The 18,077-nt window shown below is 67.9% G+C and carries 14 protein-coding genes and 1 pseudogene; 9 read left to right on the top strand and 6 right to left on the bottom strand.

The window, feature by feature from the left end; translation table 11 throughout:
- Nucleotides 1–45 precede the first annotated feature (45 nt).
- Complete coding sequence (locus ACIA5C_RS47160; protein WP_396067654.1) at nucleotides 46–3,042, bottom strand: hypothetical protein; 2,997 nt, start codon at nucleotides 3,040–3,042, stop codon at nucleotides 46–48.
- 470 nt (nucleotides 3,043–3,512) lie between these two features.
- Here ACIA5C_RS47160 and ACIA5C_RS47155 point away from each other — a divergent pair, with 470 nt between their 5' ends.
- Genes ACIA5C_RS47155 through ACIA5C_RS47145 form a run of 3 tightly spaced genes read left to right on the top strand, consistent with a single transcriptional unit; the run spans nucleotide 3,513 to nucleotide 7,618 of the window.
- On the top strand, nucleotides 3,513–5,456 hold the full coding sequence (locus ACIA5C_RS47155; protein WP_396067652.1) for an Hsp70 family protein: 1,944 nt from the start codon (nucleotides 3,513–3,515) through the stop codon (nucleotides 5,454–5,456).
- Nucleotides 5,457–5,470: 14 nt separating this feature from the next.
- Complete coding sequence (locus tag ACIA5C_RS47150) at nucleotides 5,471–7,210, top strand: hypothetical protein (RefSeq protein ID WP_396067650.1); 1,740 nt, start codon at nucleotides 5,471–5,473, stop codon at nucleotides 7,208–7,210.
- Between the two features lie 60 nt (nucleotides 7,211–7,270).
- A complete protein-coding gene (locus ACIA5C_RS47145) occupies nucleotides 7,271–7,618 on the top strand; it encodes a hypothetical protein (protein WP_396067648.1) in 348 nt (115 codons plus the stop codon).
- 49 nt (nucleotides 7,619–7,667) lie between these two features.
- Here the strand turns inward: ACIA5C_RS47145 and ACIA5C_RS47140 are convergent.
- The 3 genes and pseudogenes from ACIA5C_RS47140 to ACIA5C_RS47130 form a co-directional block, all read right to left on the bottom strand.
- Nucleotides 7,668–8,446: pseudogene (locus tag ACIA5C_RS47140) on the bottom strand (transposase family protein).
- A gap of 69 nt (nucleotides 8,447–8,515) precedes the next feature.
- Nucleotides 8,516–8,791 (bottom strand): hypothetical protein, encoded by a 276-nt coding sequence (locus ACIA5C_RS47135; RefSeq protein WP_396067646.1) that lies wholly within the window; start codon nucleotides 8,789–8,791, stop codon nucleotides 8,516–8,518.
- A 418-nt stretch (nucleotides 8,792–9,209) separates the two neighbouring features.
- Nucleotides 9,210–12,476 (bottom strand): tetratricopeptide repeat protein, encoded by a 3,267-nt coding sequence (locus tag ACIA5C_RS47130; protein ID WP_396067644.1) that lies wholly within the window; start codon nucleotides 12,474–12,476, stop codon nucleotides 9,210–9,212.
- Nucleotides 12,477–12,691: 215 nt separating this feature from the next.
- On the opposite strand from ACIA5C_RS47130, the gene ACIA5C_RS47125 reads away from it, so the two are divergent.
- From ACIA5C_RS47125 to ACIA5C_RS47105, 5 genes are all read left to right on the top strand, one after another.
- Entirely contained in the window at nucleotides 12,692–12,907 is a 216-nt protein-coding gene (locus ACIA5C_RS47125) for a hypothetical protein (protein WP_396067642.1), read from the top strand.
- 512 nt (nucleotides 12,908–13,419) lie between these two features.
- Nucleotides 13,420–13,737: a hypothetical protein gene (locus ACIA5C_RS47120; RefSeq protein ID WP_396067640.1), complete on the top strand. Its 318-nt coding sequence runs from the start codon at nucleotides 13,420–13,422 to the stop codon at nucleotides 13,735–13,737.
- Nucleotides 13,734–14,093 carry a type VII secretion target gene (locus ACIA5C_RS47115; protein ID WP_396067638.1) on the top strand — a complete coding sequence of 120 codons (360 nt, stop codon included), beginning with the start codon at nucleotides 13,734–13,736 and terminating at the stop codon, nucleotides 14,091–14,093. Before ACIA5C_RS47120 ends, ACIA5C_RS47115 begins: the two co-directional genes overlap by 4 nt.
- Nucleotides 14,086–14,805 (top strand): hypothetical protein, encoded by a 720-nt coding sequence (locus tag ACIA5C_RS47110; protein WP_396067636.1) that lies wholly within the window; start codon nucleotides 14,086–14,088, stop codon nucleotides 14,803–14,805. Before ACIA5C_RS47115 ends, ACIA5C_RS47110 begins: the two co-directional genes overlap by 8 nt.
- Before the next feature lies 1 nt (nucleotide 14,806).
- Nucleotides 14,807–15,109 carry a hypothetical protein gene (locus ACIA5C_RS47105; protein WP_396067634.1) on the top strand — a complete coding sequence of 101 codons (303 nt, stop codon included), beginning with the start codon at nucleotides 14,807–14,809 and terminating at the stop codon, nucleotides 15,107–15,109.
- Nucleotides 15,110–15,688: 579 nt separating this feature from the next.
- Here the strand turns inward: ACIA5C_RS47105 and ACIA5C_RS47100 are convergent.
- A complete protein-coding gene (locus tag ACIA5C_RS47100) occupies nucleotides 15,689–16,201 on the bottom strand; it encodes a hypothetical protein (RefSeq protein ID WP_396067632.1) in 513 nt (170 codons plus the stop codon).
- A gap of 725 nt (nucleotides 16,202–16,926) precedes the next feature.
- Here ACIA5C_RS47100 and ACIA5C_RS47095 point away from each other — a divergent pair.
- Nucleotides 16,927–17,844, top strand: a complete 918-nt coding sequence (locus ACIA5C_RS47095; RefSeq protein WP_396067630.1) for a helix-turn-helix domain-containing protein — start codon at nucleotides 16,927–16,929, stop codon at nucleotides 17,842–17,844.
- Here the strand turns inward: ACIA5C_RS47095 and ACIA5C_RS47090 are convergent.
- Entirely contained in the window at nucleotides 17,752–18,075 is a 324-nt protein-coding gene (locus tag ACIA5C_RS47090; RefSeq protein WP_396067678.1) for a DUF429 domain-containing protein, read from the bottom strand. The genes ACIA5C_RS47095 and ACIA5C_RS47090 overlap by 93 nt on opposite strands.
- Nucleotides 18,076–18,077: the final 2 nt, after the last annotated feature.

The following is an 18,077-nucleotide window of genomic DNA, read 5'->3' as shown; positions in this document are numbered from 1 at the left end:
CTATGGTGGGCCAGGCTCGGGTCGAGCGGCTGGGGTGATGAGCCTTTACGTCGCGGCTTCACTCGGGCGGTTGGGTGGCTGGAGTTGGCGGAGCAGGTCGCGGGCGAGGGTCTCGGTATCGTCGGAGATTTCAAGGCCGTGGGCGTCGAGGGCTTCGCGTAGGGTCTTGAGGCGGTGGCGGATCGCGTCGGCGTCGGCGAGGGCGGCTGCGGCGCGCATCGTGGTGCGGGCGAGTTCGTCGGAGAGCGGGTCGATCTGGCAGCCTTGCTCGAGCAGGAGCCACGATCGGTGTGGGTCGGTGTCGGCGAGCAGGGCGGCGGCGTGGGCGTGCAGTTTGATGCGGTGCCGGCGGACGACTTCGCGGTCGGTGTCGATCCAGTCGTATTCGGCGCCTTCGGCTAGGCCGCCGTTGGCGGCGTCGATGGCGGTCAGCAGGTGGGTGAGGCGTTGCTGGTCGTCGGTGGCTACGGCGGCTGCATCTGACTGGTCGAGGGCGGTCCACCAGTCGACGCGGACGATGGCCGGGTCGAGGTGGTAGCGGCTGCCGGTGTTGGGTACCGGTTCCAGGCGCTGCCGCAGCGTGGTGTCGGTGTCGTCGGGGTGGGCTGCGGCCCGGCGGATGTGTTTACGCAGGTCGGCGACGACGGTGGAGAGCCGTTCGCTGGCGCGGCGCATGTTGGCGTCGGGGTAGAGCGCCTCCATGACGTCGCTGAGGTCGGCGCCTTTGCGGTTGACCGCGAGGTAGACCAGCAACTCGATCGCCTTGTTCCGGATGCCGGGCGATGGCTGCCCGTCGTGATCGAGTACGGCGGGGCTGCCCAGGACTCGCAGCCTGATCGGAAGCCCCCCCACGGGAGCTGTCGAGGCGGCCGTTTCGGCCGCAGGGCTGGTGGGCTTGCTGCGAGTTTGCGGGCCGGGTTCGGGGTCGTAGTCCGTGGCGGCCGCGATATCGGGCGGTTCCGGGCGGTCGACCGGTTCGGCGGGGGCGGGGTGTTCGGGGTTGCGGTGGGCGTCGCGCAGCAAGCCGAGCATGGCGATCGCGGCGGCGGTGTCTAGAACAGACAGGCGTGGGGTGTCGTTGTTGCCGGTGGTGCCGTCGGCGGCGATGGTCAGGGTGGTGCCGGTCGGCCAGTCACCGATGATGACGATCCCGATGTTGACACTGTGGCCGAGCTGGACGGCGGTGACCATCCGGTTGGTCCAGGCTGGTTCGGGTTGCTCGGCGATGAGCAGCAGTTGTGGCATGGGCTCGGCGTGGAAGTCGTTGTCGCGCAGCGTGTGGACGTCGGCGACCTGGGCGTCGGCGATGCGCCGGGACCGGCGGATGATTTCTTCTTCGAGCGCGGTGATGGCGTCGGCTTGCGAGGCGGTGACGGTGAGCCGGTCGAGGTGGCCGAGGTCGGCGGCGGACACGCCGAGCAGGGTGGCCAGGGTGGCCCCGGCGATGATGGCGCGGCCTTTCGCGTCGGGGTCGTTGTCGTTGCCGGCGGCCAGGGTGGCGACGAGCAGACCACGCGCGGCGTCCAGTGCGCCGTCGCCGGTCAGGCCGAGACCGGCGGACAGCGGCAGGTCGGCGGCGCCGGCGAGTTCGCAGCCGCTCGGGCCGATCGGCGGCAGTTCGGGTGGGACGGTGGCGTTGCGGTACTCGCGGACGGTCGGCGCGGTCACGGGGTGTTCGTCGAGGGTTTCGGGTGCGGTCCGGCGCAGGCTGGTGCGGATGCGGGTCATCGCGGCCAGCGGGGGTAGCAGGTCCAGGTCGTCCAGGCGCGGCCGGGTGATCGGGGTGGGCTGGTAGCGATGCCGGCGGCGTCGCCACACCATGGCGACGGCGGCAAGGAGCGCTCCACCAAGGCCGAGCGTGATCCATCCGCCGGGCACGTCGATGCCATCGAGCGGGCCCGCCGCCTGGTCATCGCCGGCCGCCGCAGGTGCAGACCTGGACGTCGCCAGACTGCCGATACTGCTGGACGACGGGGGAGTGGTAGCCGTGTTACTGGCCTGGTGGTTCGCGCTGGTAGCCGTCCGGGACGGTACCTTCGTCGGCGTGGTCGGGGCAGTGATCGAGCTGGTCGGCGGGGCGATTGGCGCAGTTGGCGGGATTGCGGGGTGGCTGGTCGGTGGGGGCGGCTGGTGGGCGGTCGGCGGGCCGGCCGGTCGATGGCCGGGGTGCCGGGAGGGCAGGGCGAGGACCCAGTTGACGTCGATTTCGTCGGGGTCGGTCAGGGCGTAGCCGTTGGCCTGGCGGTGGCCTCGGTTGAGCAGGTAGATCTCGCGCCACCGGTGCGGGTCGCCGAGGTGCTTTTCGGCGAGATCCCACAAGGTGTCGCCGGGGTTGACGCGGCAGGTCCCGGCAGGAGCACCGCGCGGCCCCGCAGGCGTGCCGGCACCGTGGCTGGGCGAGCCGATGGTGGCTGCACCGATGCCAGCGCGCGCGGTGGCCAGAATGGAAGTAGGCGAGCCGCTCGGGACTGCTGCCGCCGCGGTTAGTGGTACGTCGGTCGGCCTTGCGATAGAAAGTCTGCTGCTGGTCTCCCGCGGCGCTACGGCGACGACGGCCTGGACCGTCTCGGTGTTGGCCGGAGTTAAGGCTTCCGCGGTGCGGTGCAGCAGTGCGTTGTTTGACTCGCTGCCGGCAGTGGGTAGTCCGGCGGGCACGGCGGCGTCCACGGGGGGTGCGGCCGTGGCCAGTCCAGGGGTTGCTGACGTGACGGCGGCTGCCCCGAGCAGAGCCGCGGTGACTCCCTGCACCGGACCGGGTAGCGCAGCGACCACCTGTGTGAGCCGGAGCCGGCGCAGGCGAGCGACGCCGGTGGCGATCACGGTGACCGCTATGACGGACCAGAGCAGCCAGGCGAAGGTGCGGGCGGTCGCCGTCGCGTAGCGGGGCTGGAAAGGTGCGTCGATCCATGCCCGGAACTGGCCGGCGTCAGGCAATCGGGCTGGCAGCGGATTGCCGCAGACAGCGAGCAGGAGCAACGCAGCGCCTGTCAGAACGACGGCCGCGAAGATACCTTTCCGGATCGCGCTGACAAGCCTGATCACGGTGTGCTCCTTCCTGCCGTCCTTGCTGCGCGAAGGGTCGCGCCTGGTCGTCGGCCGTCGCGCAGGTACGGCGAGGTACGGCGGGCGTTGGTGTGGTCCGACCCGGATGGCGGGCTGCGACGGCGCAGTTGACGGTAGGCGAGCTGCCCGGCCGGGTGCCGCTAACAACCACTCACAAACGCTCACAGTTGCTAACACCGCAGCTCGCAGTGCCCGTTGGGGGAGCGTGTGGGTTGGTTCTGGCGGCCTTTTAACGGCCTTACCCGGACGGCTTAACTTGGCCCCGGGGTGTGCGGGTCGCGCATGGGTGACGGCTTGGTGTGGCCCCGCTGGGACGTTCCACACCGTGCTCGGTGCGCTGGCGGTGAGCGGCGGCATGGCGCCCCGGGACAAAACGACGAATGCGCTGATGCGGCCCTTGCGGTCCTCGCTCCCTGAAAGGGCGGTAGTGGCCGGTTCACTGATGACCGGTGTCCAGCCTGAGCGTGATCAACGACTGTGTGCCGGTGACAGCGACTTGTCGTCCAATTTGGATGACTGTTCGGTGGCCTTCTGTTTCACTGTCGTGCGTGCATCCACGGCTAGCGATCCATTACGGTGCCGTGTTCACCCGGGCGGTGTTGGCGTGGCCGGATGGACGCTGGGTCGCGCTGACCTTCGATGGCGGGTCCGCTCTGTTCAGCGCCGTGCACGTCAGCCGGACCGAGACTTGCATCGGTGCGCTGGCGTGGCGGCGAGCCGCCGAAGACCCGGACGGGTTCGTGGTTTCCCCGTTGCATGCCGGCATGAACGAGATCACCGTCGGCGGCCGGGTGGTGGGTGTCGCTGAGCTGGTCGCTGCGACCCTACGAGAGGTTAACGGCGGAGCTTGCCGTGTGGCAGGCGGCCGGGTCGAGGATGTCGTTCTGGTCGTACCGGCCGGTTGGGGCCCGGTGCGCCGGACCTGGCTGCGGCGTGCCGCCCGGGAGGCCGGAATTCCGGCCGTCCAGCTCCTGGAGGCGCCGATTGCCGCCGCCGGTCTGTTGACCGGCGATCACGCGGCCGTCGGCCCTGTGCTGGTTATCGATGTCGGAGGCGGCTGCGAAGCAACCGTGTTGCAGCGCGGCCCGTCCGGGTTCGAAGTGTTGTCGACGCTAACCGACCGCGAAGCTGGCGGCGACCGCATCGACGCGCAGCTGATAGCGGTCTTGACCGGTAGCAGCCTGGGCGACCTGCCTGCGCACGAGCGGTGGAGCGTGCTGGCCAACGTAAGGGCGACTAAGCAGGCTCTGTCCGAGCAGGTAGCGATCACCATGCCGATGCCCGCTGGCAGGCCGCCGACGGTCGTCAACGCCAGTCAGGTGACAGAAGCCGCCACGGCAGTGTTGGACCAGGCCGGGCAGGTCGCCGGGGATGCGGTCAGCAACGCCGACCTGACTTTCGAGCAACTGGGCACGGTCTGTCTCATCGGCGGTGCCGCCGCGACCCCGGGGGCCGCAGAGGTGATCGGCGCCAAACTGGGTATCGCCGTCCAGACGCCGCATCAGCCGGAAATCGTGGCCGCGTACGCGGCGGCCGGTGGTGGATCAACCGCTTTGCGGCAGCCCGCTGCACGTGCGCCGGCGGCCCGGCGGCCGCCTTGGCGCCGGCTGGTCACCCTCGCCCTGCCGGGCTTGTTCTCGCTGCTGTTGTACGCCCATTTCGTGTTCGGCGCCGATTTCGAGGGCGACCGGCTCAGCCGGGCACCGGGCCATTTCTACGTCTGGGCGAGCTGGGGCGAGCTGGCCATGGCCGGAGTGCTCGCCGTCATCTTCTGGGTGCAGGCGGCAAGCCTGTTCGCTGCCGTCCTGCCGGATGCGCTGTCAGAATCTGGAACGGCTGACGGAGACAGGCGGATCGTTTCCCAGCTTGGCCTGGCCGCTGTCGCCGGCACGGCCACGGCGAGTATGTACGCCGTCTCCGGCGCCGTGTATTTCAGTTACCCGACCGCCGAGCTGCTGCGCTGGGCGCTGCTGCCGAGCCTGCCGACAGCGGCCGGCGCGGCGGCGCTGGCCGGGCTTGCCTGGCGCGGCCACCGTCCGGACCGCGGGTGGGACACCTTGCTCGCCTTCCCATTGAGCTCATCGATCGCCGCAGCGGCGGGCGCCGTCGGGGTGGCGCTGTACAACGTGGCGGAGCTGGAAGACAGCCGGATCGAACTGGCCGATTACCTCGGCGCCGTTCTCCTCGGTATTGCCGTCGCCTGCGTGATGACCGGGCATCTGATCGCCAGGGTCGTGCTCGCCGTGCCGTTCTGCTTCTTCATGCTGATCCTTTCGCGGGCCGGGCTCGGTATCCCCGCCACTATCTACGCCATCGCGGTCGCACTCTGGTGCGGCCGGCACGTTTGGACATTGGCAAGGACTCCGCCCGAACCGTCCGGCCCGCTCGGCTGAAAGGCCGCCCCCGCATGCGCTGGATCAACCGCTTCGGCACGGCGATAATCGTTCTTCTCCTCGTGGCCGGTCCGCCGCTGGCCGCCACCGCCTGGATCGTTCACGCAGGGCCCGTGTCGCCGACCTTCCACCAAGTCCATACCTGGCTGCGGCAGCCGCTGACGCCCGGCGCTGTCGTCGCCGGGTTCATCGCGGTTGCCATGGCCGGCTGGCTTCTGCTGCTGTCCCACCTGGCCCGGCAAGCGTCTCGCAGCCTGCGATATCGCCGCCGCCGTCGCCACCTGCACCTGCCGGGCCCGGCCCAGCTGACCGCATCATCGATGGCCAGTGTTGCCGCGCTCACCCTGCCCGGCGTACATGCTGTCCACCCTGTTCCCCCTGCGCCCGCCAGCACCTCGCCGGAACCGTCGGCAACGCCCTCTGCGCCCTACCGGATACCTGACGGACAACTCGGAGCCGGTGTCGACCTGCCGGGCGGAAACTGGCTGCCGACCTCCACCGCTCTCGCTGTCGCAGCGACCGCTTCAGCGATCTGGCTGCGCCGTCGCCAGAGCTACCGGCCTCAGCCACCGCACCTCACGCGGCTCACCCGCGACGACGACCTGCAGCCGCTGCCCCCGACAGCGGATGCGATCACCGCGACCGTGACTGGCGAGCATCTCCTCGCGGGCCGCAACGACACCCCCGCCTTGACTATCGACCAGCTCCCTGCCGGAATCGTCTACCTCGACGGCCCCGGCGCCCCCTACGCTGCCCGAGGCATCATCGTCAGCACAGCACTGGCCGCCGCCACCGGCCAACCCACCCGACCACTGCACCTACACCCCGACGACCTCGCGGCACTACTGCCCGACACCGACCCACGCGATCTGCACGCCGCCGGAATCGAGCGATCGCCAGAACCAACTGACCCCCGACGGACGATGATCCGGCTCGTCCCGGACCCCGCCGCTACGGTGCATTGGCAGACAGATCGCGACGGCATCACCACCGGCACCGGCCTGATCACGCCACAACGGCTCTGCATGCTCGACCCCCACGCAGCCAACGATCTGATCATCCTCGTGCGTCACGCCCTCGTGCAGCCCTCCGAAAGCGCCCCACCAACCCGACCCCACAACCAGAACCGTCCCCCGGTCGCCACGCTGCCGGCCGACCTGCCTGCCCCCGCAAGCCTCAGGCTTATCGGCGGGTGCGAACTGACCGTGGCCGGACGCCCGGTCCGTATCCGACGTAACGCCGGCCTGCAAATCCTTGCCTACCTCGCCATACATCCCCAGGGAGCGAGCAAGGCCGAACTCATCCGGGCCTGCTGGCCCCAGCACCCCCCAGCGACGATCACCCAACGACTGCACACCACCATCAGCGACCTACGAAACCAGCTCCGCCCTTTGGTCAACGCGGATCCGATAACGCGAAACGGCGAGCATTACCAGCTCAATCAAAACGTTATCGACACCGACCTGCAGGCGTGGCGCAGGTCCGCACACGCAGCGGCACACGCACCCGACGGCGCCATCAGACTCCGCGCTACTCACGAACTGATCGCCCTCAACAGGGGCGAACTCGCCGCCGGCCATCACTGGCCATGGCTTCAGGCGGCCCGCGAAGCCTTACGGCGCGATGTTGTCGATGCCTACACCGCAGTCGCCGACCACACCGCAGACCCTGAGGCGGCAGAACTTCTTGCACAAGCCCCGGCCGTCGACGCCCAGAATCAAGATCTACCTCAACGCCCCATGCGACACCAGTGACCTACAGGCTTCGCCCTATGAAGTGGCAGACAAGAGACTTTACCCGATCGAGCGGTTCCCTTGATCAATATCGTTCGATTCGGCCCCCTCTCCTTCACCGACATGATCCGTAAGCCCGTACAGGTCTTAGACCTGGCTGACACCCTGCTAGAACTTGCCGTCAGCGACTATGCAGGGATTCTCAACGTGGCCGGATCGGACCCGATCAACCGCTACGATCTCGGCGTTTTTATGGCCCGGCGCGAGGTTTGGAGCCCGCCCGGCCCCCGCCTGGATCCCGGTGGGAACGATCGCCGAGATAGGTTGAGACTGCCCACTGACGTCAGGCAGTGTACGGACAGCGCCCTCTCGCTGTTGAACGTGCGTTTACGAGGGGCCCATGAGTCGATGGCGATGCCGCTTGCCTAAGCGATGTCTCGTAACTCGATGTAGAGATGGCCTGGCAGCACGCGGCAGGTCAGCCTGCCAGAACGATGTTGTGTAGGTGGGCGATCCCGGGCGCGATGACCGCGAGGGTATGTCCGGCGCGGCGGTAGTCGCGCAGAATTTTGTAGGTCTTGAGGCGAGCCAGCGCGTGTTCGACACGGGCTCGGATCTTGCGGTGACCCGGTGTTGTAGTCCAGTTTTCCAGGCGGGCAGTTCGCTGCCGTCGCGGGGCTTGCGGTACAGGATGATCACCTCGGGATTGCCGCGGTAAGCGCCGTCGGCCATCACCTCATACACAGCCAGCCGCTGGTCGATACCGCTGGTGCGGTAGACGATGGTGTCGTTGCGGTTGCCGGGCTGCGGGTCACCCAGGGCGATGACCAGGCGGGTGTCGGCGTCGATCGCGACCTGCAGGTTCGCCGAGTAGCGGTAGTTTTGCTCTGGGTCGCGAGCCGGTGGTCGCGGGTCGAATCAGAATGCCGTCGACAATGGCCACCCGACCTCGGGGTTGCCGGCGCAGCGGCGCCAGCGCGAGCAGTGGTCCGAGGTGTCGATGACTCGGTGGGCGGCGGAGTGCGACACCCCGAACAGCGGGCCGATCTGTCGCATGGTCAGGTTTGTGCGCCAGTACACGGCCACGAGTAGGACGCGATCCGGCAGGGTCAGCGCCCACTGTCGCCCCGGACGGCCGTCGGCGAGGGTGTCACCGCCACGGCGGGCGACCAGACGCACCAGGCGGTGCAACTGCGTCGGATGCAGACCGGTAAACGGGTGGATCAAGTCCGAGCGAGAGGCTGAAAACACCTGCACCGATCGATGATCGCCCAAGCTCTGCACCCGACTGCTACCGGGCTGCCGAGAAGTCGACTGGATTCACCGCTACCTGTTGTAGCCGCACACGTCGTGTACCCAGTAGTCCAGATACCTTTCAGCGGCGGCTCGATCGGCGGGATCGAGCGCCAGCCACTCTCGTGCTGCGCGGCGCATCTCGGCTCTGGCCCGCTGCCCTTCCTCTGGCTTCAACTCCACCCAGTCGGTGAGTGCGCCCCAGATCAGTTGCATGTTGTAGGCGAGTTCGCCCGGAGCCCGTCCGGAGGCGCCCCAAAGCTCCACCCCCGCCTCGTAGGGATCTTGAGCGGTCACGATCTGCTCCACCAGCGCAGTCACCTTTGCTTGGTGTTCCACGTCCGCCTTGTCCCAAGATCGTCCGTTCACAAACGGGACCATCGCATGTAGCAAGAGCGAACGCCAATTACGAGACGTCGCTTAGACCGACTCGCAAGCAGGGGTCTGATATTCACTCATCGACACGAGCGAACGGGAAGGCGATACAGGTCGACGACTACATTGCGTGACTACCGTCGAGGCCCGACGTACACGATCGGCGGCGAATCCGTGCGTCTTCTGGCGCTGCAGCTATGCATAGCTATGCAAGCGGCAATGATTCGAGTGCGGCGAGTCTGGTGCTGTCGAGAGGCGGTGGCTGATACGCCGGATAACGGCAAGATCAGGGTCTTGTCGTGGGGAAGCCAGAGTGCTCTCGCACGCTGGGCTCCTTCCTGGGTCCTTACTGTCATTGCGTGCCCAGCCTGCCACCGGCCGCGTCGTCAAGTTGCTGGCGTAGTCCAGCGGCTTCCTCAGTTCGACCAAGTCCGTCGAGCACGTCCGTGAGAGTCCGATACGCCGAGATCAGATGCCCAGCGAACATCTGCGGCAGCTGGCGCGCGAGCGGCTCGTACAGGCTGATCGCCTCGGTCAATGAGTCCAGGGCCTCGGCGTAGTTGGCCTTCACGTTCACGCACACCCACCCGTGCGCCCACAACGACGTGGCGAGGTCGGGTAGGTAGGCGTCCGGGTTGGCCTCGGCCAGCCGGCGCCGGATGGTGACGGCTTCCTCGGCCGGAGCCAGGGCCTGCTCGCGGCGGCCCAGCTTGGCCAGGAAGGTGCCGAGGTTGTTCAACGACCCGGCGAGGTCGGGTAGGTAGGCGTCCGGGTTGGCCTCGGCCAGCCGGCGCCGGATGGTGACGGCTTCCTCGGCCGGAGCCAGGGCCCGCTCGCGCCGGCCCAGCCCGGACAGGAAAGCACCGAAGTTGTTCAACGACATGGCGAGGTCGGGTAGGTAGGCGTCCGGGTGGGCCTCGGCCAGCCGGCGGTAGATGCCGGTCGCTTCCTCGGCCGGAGCCAGGGCGCGCTCGCGCCGGCCCAGCCCGGACAGGAAAGCGCCGAAGTTGTTCAACGACCCGGCGAGGTCGGGTAGGTAGGCGTCCGGGTGGGCCTCGGCCAGCCGGCGGTAGATGCCGGTCGCTTCCTCGGCCGGAGCCAGGGCGTGCTCGCGCCGGCCCAGCCCGGACAGGAAGGTGCCGAGGTTGTTCAACGACCCGGCGAGGTCGGGTTGGTAGGCGTCCGGGTTGGCCTCGGCCAGCCGGCGCCGGATGGTGACGGCTTCCTCGGCCGGAGCCAGGGCCTGCTCGCGGCGGCCCAGTTCGGAGAGGATGTTGCCGAGGTTGTTCAACGACATGGCGAGGTCGGGTAGGTAGGCGTCCGGGTTGGCCTCGGCCAGCCGGCGCCGGATGGTGACGGCTTCCTCGGCCGGAGCCAGGGCCTGTCCGCGGCGGCCCAACTCGGACAGGAAGGCGCCGAAGTTGTTCAACGACGTGGCGAGGTCGGGTAGGTAGGCGTCCGGGTGGGCCTCGGCCAGCCGGCGGTAGATGCCGGTGGCATCCTCGGCCGGAGCCAGGGCCTGCTCGCGGCGACCCAGCCGGGCCAGGCAGGCGCCGAAGTTGTTCAACGACGTGGCGAGGTCGGGCAGGTAGGCGTCCGGGTGGGCCTCGGCCAGCCGGCGGTAGATGCCGGTCGCTTCCTCGGCCGGAGCCAGGGCCTGCTCGCGGCGACCCAGCACGGCCAGGCAAGTGCCGAGGTTGTTCAACGACGTGGCGAGGTTGGGTAGGTAGGCGTCCGGGTGGGCCTCGGCCAGCCGGCGGTAGATGCTGGCGGCATCCTCGGCCGGGGCCAGGGCCTGCTCGCGGCGGCCGGCGTTGGCCAGACGGAGGGCGAGGGTGGCGTGCAGCTGGGCTTGGTCGGCGGCGTCGGTGGTGCGGGCGAGCCGGTGTGTGGTGAGTTGGGTGGTGATCGCGGCGGCGGCGATGTCTAGGTCGATGTGCCGGTCGGCGGGAAGCAGCGGTTCGAGGGCTTCGAGCAGGGCCAGGTCGACGCCGGGTGTCTCGGCGAGGGTGGTCAGCGCGGCGCCGCTGGCGGCCAGCGCGAGGCGCGGATGGGCCCGCAGCAGCGGGAACAGGTGATCGGCCAGGTGGGGCCAGCGTCGAGCGGCTTCGATCAGGACGGTGACGGCTTGCCGGGTGTACGGGGCAAGCTCCTTATTGGAGTCGGGGGTCAGCAGGGTACTGATTGCGGTGGCGGCCCATGGGTCGGCGCCGCCACTCGGGTTGCCAGGTGAACTCAAGGCGAGGAAGTCTTCGCCGAGCCGGTCCGGGTACAGCGGTTCCAGCACCGTGCCCGGGTCCGTCGGGGGGTAGCAGACGGCGTGATCGCTCAGCACTCGACCGGCATCGGTGTCGGTGGCGATACCGGCCCGGACCAGGACCGCAGCCCCGGCCGGCTGCGGCAGTGGACGGGTCAGGATCGCGGTGTACACGGTGTGGGCCATGACAGCCGGGCTGGTGGCCAGCGCGGTCTCGTCGGTCCCGCCGCCGTCGCCAGCGCGGGTCTTGGCGTACAGCTTCTGCCAGTGTCGACGTTCCCGATCCAACAGGTAGGTGGATAGGTCCCCGGCCGCTGCCGGTGGGGTGCTGCCGCTCATGGCGGCGCCGACAGCAGCCAGCGCGGCCATCTGCACGGTCAACGCCCGGCCGTACTCAGGGTCGCCGCCCAGCCCTGATGGCGGCCCGAGCGTCTCGGCACCGGTGAACCCGAGCAGATCGGCGAAACGGTCACGGGCCGCGTCGAACAGCGCCTGCCGATCAGCCGCAGCCGTAACCAACGGCAGCAAATGGTGATCGGTCACCGCAGCGATGTCATGCTCGTGCAACGCCGCACGCACGCCCTGCCACCAGCCACCGGACGGGCGAGCCAGCAACAGCACCCGAACCGGCAACACCTTCCCGTCCCCGCGCACTCCGCCTTGAAAACCTGCAAGACACGAGACGAGATCCTCTACCGGCCACCGTTCGGCGTAGTCCAGCACCAGCAACACACCAGCCGCCCCAGCCGACCGCCCCGCAGGCAGCGCCTTGCCAGGGCGGACGGTGTCACTGCGGTGCCGTACCTGCCCCACCACCCACCCCGCCTGGCCCGAGCGGACCGCGAACTCGGCGGCCAGCCTGGTCTTGCCCTGGCCGCCCTGCCCGTGCAGCAGCCGTACCCGCAGCCCCGTGCCCGGCCCGTCGCGCCACTGCGCCGACTCGCGCAGTTCGTCGATTCGGCCGGTGAAGCCGACCACCTGGTACCGCGCTGACAGCAACGCGCTCGGTGCCGCACCCTCCGGCACCGGAGGAACAACCGCACGGAACGTCTCCACCCGCCACGGCACCGCATCACCCTCGGTGCCCGACGGCTCGTCACCCGCGGCGGCCTCCGCATACTGACGCGCAGCCCGCCGATCGGTGTCACCAGCGTTCAACGCCTTCGCGATCGACTCGGCGAACTCCGGACTGGGCATCTTCTTGCCACTAAAGACACCACTGACATGACCGGGCGACGCCGGGATCCGGCGGGCAAGTTCCCGCAACGACGGGCTGCCGTTCTCCACCCGCAACCGGCGCAACAAGTCGTTCAGATAACGGGCGTACCCGACCAGCGGTACCCGCTCCCCGCCCGCAGCCAAACGGACCTCCCCTGCCCAGCGGAACCGTCACACAGTATTGACCGACCACCATCCGCCGCCAGGCGTTCGCCCATGATCAGCGAACATCCACCCATCCGGCCAGGCCAACCCCGACCACACCGACCCCCTGCTCGCCAACGCGCAGCAAAACCTCGGCCCGGCCGTCCACTGGTGACACCACAACAACTCCGCCCTTGAGGAGGGGAAAGGCCACCATGGCCCGCAAGCCGCTAACACTGCGCACCGCAGTCATCACCACCGCTGCGACCGCTGCCGGCTCCACCGCCGGCGCACTCGCCGCGACCATCGCCACCCACCTCGACTTTCACCAGCCCGGCGTCAGCCAACTGGCCACCGCCCTGACAGCCCTGTGGGTCCTCGAAAAACTGCACACCCTGATCGACTCCGACGACCCCACCAAACCCAACTAATCACCCGCAGACCCGGCCAGGAAGGCCACCTCGACGACTCGACGCGGCCCTGCACCACATGGGTGCAAGGCCGCGCCCTCGAGGACAGGCACTCACCCGCAAAGCTGTATGCACCCGGGATCAACCAAGTGCATAAGAATCCACAGGCGAGCAGCATCAAACCCCGAACACACTTCCGCTCATCGGCGGGCATGTTTGTGCGTTCGCGAGGAGCGCCGTCGCCTACGCTGCGTGACGGGTGGTCCTCAGGACGCACACCGCTGGTGTGCCTCCGGATTCGCGCGCGGCCGCGTTCAGGGCTTGGAGCCGGTGGGTGGTGGCGTGCCGGTCCGATGCGCCGGTCGAGCTGTTGAGCAGGAGTGCAAAGTCGTTGAGGTTGTCCGACAGTTGAGTGCCGTGCTCGGCTGCGATACACCCCTGCAGTAGTTGTCTTTCTGCCATGGACACGGGCAGCGACACGCTAGGCCTGCTTGATACTCTCCGGATTCAGGCAGTCACCGGAAGGACGGTTCGTGGTCAGTCCGAAGCTGGAGATGCAGCGCACCGCCGGCAAGCTGGCTTTCTTCCTGGCTGGCGTGTACCTGATCGTCGTCTTCGGCCTCGTGGTTTCCACCGCTACCGGCAACCCGATTCCGATCGTCGGCTGGCCGATCGCGCTGGTCCCTGCAATTGCCTTCGTCTATGCGTTCATTGATGCGGTGAAGCTGCACCGGACGGCGGACGACGTCGAATCCACCAAGCTGTGGCGCCGGAGCCTGCTTTACGCGGTGATCGGATCGGTGTTGACGGTCGCAGCGGTCGTGATCATCAACAGGATTGAAAGTTCATGAGTTTCAAGGTTGACCCGGCCGCGATCGGGGCCTACGCGAGCCGGCTGGAGGAGGTGGAGCGGGTGGCCGACGACGCCCAGCGTTACGTCGCCGCCAATGGCAACTTCAGCTTCCACGAGTCCGGCATCATGGGCTATGCCAGCCCGGGACACCGGAACTTGATGGCCGACCTGCAGAGGCTGCTCACCCACCTGGCTGAGCTGGGCGTGGACTCGCAGAAGGCGCTGCGCGCCGCCGCGGAGGTCTACCAGCGCACCGACGGCGCCGCGGCCGCCCGCATCGATGCGACGTACCCGCCCGTTCAGCGGCCCGGCGCGAACATGGACGACTCGCCTGCGGACCCGTGGCATGAATGATCCCAGCGCGTACCTGGTGACGCCGGCGGCGCCGGACGAGTCGATCAGCAACGGCTTCGTCAACCCCGTCGACCTGTTCAACTACGCCAGCCCGTCGGCGTGGATCAACTCGGGGATCGAGAAGCTCACTGGCATCGACATCTTCGGCTACTTCACGGACGCGATCACCGGCGAGTGGGACGCGATATGGAAGTTCGGCGACGCCATGGGCAACCTCGCTGACTGCCTGCAAGAGCTGGGCATCGACATCCAGCACGGCGCCATCGACCTGGACGAATCTTGGGGCGGTAACGCCGCCGACGCCGCCTACCTGTGGTTCTCCCAGTTCGCTGCCTCGGTCAGCGGGCAACAGCTGGACCTGCGCAACATTCAGGAGAATTACCACAGGGCCGCGATGGGCGCCTGGCAGCTGTCCAACCAGCTCGGCAACATCCTTCAGGCTATCGCCGACAAGTTCCTGATCGCCGCGATCGCCTCCGCAGCCGGCACCATCACCGCCGAGACCGGCGTGGGCGCGGTGGTCGGCTACGGCGTCGCCGGCCTGCAGGCGGTGCAGATCCTCGAAAAGTTCAACGACGCCTCCACCAAGATCAACACGGCGGGCAGCGTTATCATGGGCATCCTCGGCACCGGCATGGACCTCGGCTACCAGGGCGGCGACCTGTCCACCGTGCAGCTCCCGTCGACCGCGTACACCGGGCTTGGAGCCTGAGTTGGACGACGACCAGGTCGAGCAGGAGCTACGCAACTTTGCGGGCAGCCGCACTCTCGCCGACGAGCTCAAGCGCAACCTCGAGAAGCTGCGCGACTACGGCGGCGACTCGCCGCTCGCCGAGATGGCCCGCGGCGTCCTCGAGGGCCGCATGACGCTGCGCGAAGTCACCCGCAGCGCCGCGTTCGCAGTGCCGCTGTCGGCGGCGATGGACCGCTTCGGTGAGTATGACGCCCAGCTCAGCGAAGAGCAGCGGGCGCAGATGCTCCGGCAAGCCGAGGAACGCCTCGCCCATGGCGAGTGACCTCATCGCATCGCAAGCCTCATCCTCTGGCTCGTTGAGCTCCGGCCGGTTCTCGGTGCTCTACCCTCCGCCGTCGGCCGGCCAGGCCTTGACCCGGCCATGGCTGGGGTCGCCGTGGCCGCCGGCGGCCATCCGCAGCTGGACTACTGCACGGCGGCCCGTCGGCCCGACGAAAGGAGGCCGCCGATATCCTGAAAGCCTGCCTTCCGCCCGAGGTGATCCAGGCGGTCCGACGCCTTACTGGCGCGCCGGGCTGATCTGAATGCGGCCGTCGGCAGCTGTCCACTACGCCGCCTGCACACCGTGATTGACGGTCACTGCCGTCTCGTCCATGCCGAATCCACGACGACGAATCAACGATCACAGCCGGCCTCGAGAGGGCTGGGGCCGCTGCTGGCGGCTGATCTCAAAGCCCGGCCGTTAAACCGTGAACAAATTGTCGGCGATTGCCGCGGGGCCGCGGCGTGCCCGACGGTTAGTCTTGCGCAGTTTGAGATAGCTCGTTAGGCGATGCTGGTGTGCCAGTGGTGCGCTGCGCGGCATGGATGCCGCGCAGCGAACCGTTTTCCGGTCTGTTGGCTACCGCCAGCGTTGGCTAGCGAGGTTGGTGTTGCAGGTACGCACGTCGGTGTTGAGCGCGCGGGTGCCGCCCAGATAGGTCACGCAGCCGTGCAGGTGGTATTCGGTCCACGCGCCGTAGGAGCCGAAGGCGATGACGCCGGATGCGATGGGGAAGACTTCCCAGATCTGGTCGTTCGCCTGTGAGCAGCTCTGATGTTCGATATAGCCGACCCCGCCATTGTCGCCCCTGCTCAAGCATCGGCCCGTTCCCCGGTCCTGCAGCTGCCAGAGCGAGTGGCCGTTCAGCTTGCCTCGGTTGATGACCGTCCAGTCGCGGCGGGTGGTCGGTGAGGTGCTGCACGGGTTCGCTCGTACGTCGAAGGAGTCGCTGCTGCCGGGGCGTAGGCAGTAGCCGTTGGTGATGTCCTTAAACTGTCGGTAGCTCGCGGCTTGCGCCGGCGAGGTGAGCAACAGTCCGATCAGGACAGTGGTCAGGACGGCCGCAGCGGTGCGGGCAAGCCTGATAGTCATATTCGCTAACTCCTGGAAGCTGTTGACGGCTACGTCAAGAAGGCGGCGGATCGCGGCGTCGTCTGAGACGCCCGTCCGGCCGTGATGTGGTGCTCGGGTGAAGCGGGCCGCGCTTACCAGCAGCGAGGCGTACGCAGACGGTTGCCGCGTCCGCCAGGCATCTGCCAGAGGTCTGCAGGAGCCCGCGGGCTTGCTGCGCCCGGCGACGGTGAACGCCGTGCCGGGCTGGTCGCCAGATGGGGGAGCGGCTCGGCGGGCCTCGGCTCCGGGGCCATGACGGCCGGCCGGCGATCGCCGTGGAGACGCCACCCAGGCCTGCATCACGAACTGGCGAGCGCCGCTTCCGCTGGTGGACGGTCACCGGAAGGGTCGCCGGCGCAAAAGCAGTCGGTGCGCGACCCATGACGATGTCAATGACAAAAACCCGACATCGCGCGAATGAATGTCCGTATTTATTGCGGTACCGGTTGAATGGGCGCAGGCCATCGGCGGATTCTCCAGATTTGCAGGGAGTCACTTGTCGATAACGCAGAAGTACTACGCACCGAGGCTAGGACTCATGAGCTGGGCGGGTGCATAGCCTGCCGGGATCGATCAGGCGCCACCAGCATCTGCAAATCTCCGGATTGGCAGTCCGGGGATTCGCACTCCGAGAGCGCGGGTGCATCCGCCGGTAGTCCAATAAGGATTGATAAGTCAGTCACCAATGCGTTCAATCCGAACGCTTGAAGGTCGATTCCGCATCGATCAGGGACACTGCGAAAGGGTTCTCGCTGCTGTTCTGTGGGCAAGGCCGTGTGGCAACTCGAGGCAAGGACGACATGTCGATCAGCCCGCTACCTGCGCGTGAAGACTCCTCCGGCCCGGCGATCCGTTACGAACTCGGACGGCAGGTCCGGGCTTGGCGGTTGCGTCTCGATCCCAGCAGGACTCCGGGTCTGCGCCCGAGACGATCCACCGGCCAGCATCGCCGCACTGTCAGCCAGGAACGCCTGGCCCAGCTCGTCGGCTGCAGTACTTCCTGGTTCGGCCGCCTCGAGCTGGGCCATCCGCACAACTACTCCGATCGCTTCCTGACCAAAGTCGCCGAGGTGCTCCAGCTGGACAGCGACGAAACCCGGTTGCTGTTCCTGCTCGCCGGCAAACAGCCGCCGACCTGCAGCCTCGACGCCGCTCCGGACGGTCTCGAGCCGGTTTTGATGGCGCAGCCATGGCCGGCCTATCTCAGCGATCAGATTTGGGATGTGACTGCTTACAACCCGAAGATGCGCGCGTGGTTTCCATGGGTGCAACAACGCGATGCCAACGTCATGCGATGGGTGTTCACCGACCCGGATGCTCCTCGGCGGCTGTACCGCTGGGACACTGAGTGGGCCCCGTCATTGCTTGCTGAGTTACGCGTCCGGCAGCTACGACGTCCGGCAGATCCGCGCCTCAGCCGGATCATCGCCGAAATTTTGGATGTCAACCCCGTGGCGCGCCGGTTATGGCAGGAACCGGTGCCCCACTTCCAGGCCCGGGAAAGTCCCCGGTCGATCATGGTTCCGGGCTTAAGCCGGCCCCAACTGATTGACGTTGTCGCGTTGCAGCCGCCGCAGTCTCCGGATCACCGATTGACCATGCTGATCCCGGCGAGCACATGAGGAGGACATGTGACTGCGTGGCGTGTTCCAGCGGCCGGCCGGCCATCGTGCGAACGACGGCTCCGGGTGCGCCTCGATCAGCAAGGTGGGGTGTCTCCAGAGGGTCTTGGCCTCAAGGGCTTTGGGCCGCATGGCCCGGGCTTGCCGGCTCAAACCGGTGCCGGTCAGCTCGCGGCACCGCCAGTTGGCGCAGGTGAAGTCGTTCTGCTGCCAGACCGGCTCGGGTGGGATGT

The sequence above is a fragment of the Actinoplanes sp. NPDC051343 genome (genome assembly GCF_044455125.1).
Classification (GTDB): domain Bacteria; phylum Actinomycetota; class Actinomycetes; order Mycobacteriales; family Micromonosporaceae; genus Actinoplanes.
Note: the sequence above shows the minus strand (reverse complement) of the source record. Positions and strands in the feature narration are given on the sequence as shown.